Origin of the sequence: Paenibacillus sinensis (assembly GCF_019904155.1) — a bacterium.
GTDB classification, from domain to species: domain Bacteria; phylum Bacillota; class Bacilli; order Paenibacillales; family Paenibacillaceae; genus Paenibacillus_AQ; species Paenibacillus_AQ sinensis.
On record NZ_JAHCMB010000063.1, the window covers coordinates 28,421 to 28,678 of the forward strand.

Sequence of the window (258 nt, forward strand, 5' to 3'; positions counted from 1 at the left end):
TTTTTTTTCGTCTTCATAAAATCTAGTCCAATGAAATTTGAGAACTAATGAAATTTTTTGAGCTAACTTAATTGATGGTCGAGCTGTACCCATCTCAATTCCACAATAATGTGATTGTGAAATATCAAGTAACGAAGCCATCTCAACCTGTGTTTTTTGTGCTTTCTTACGTAATTCTTTCAGCCATTCGTTCATATTCTCTCCTCATTTTCTTCGCTAATATCAATTAACTTGATATTAATTTATATCGATTTACTC

The 258-nt window shown here is 31.0% G+C and carries 1 protein-coding gene (running past one end of the window); it reads right to left on the minus strand.

The window, feature by feature from the left end; genetic code table 11:
• Positions 1 to 195 carry the 5' portion of a helix-turn-helix transcriptional regulator gene (locus KIH86_RS08610; protein WP_223110392.1) on the minus strand. It extends 24 nt beyond the left edge of the window, so 195 of the gene's 219 nt are visible here — the first part of the coding sequence; its start codon is at positions 193 to 195; its stop codon lies beyond the left edge, outside the window.
• Positions 196 to 258 lie beyond the last annotated feature (63 nt).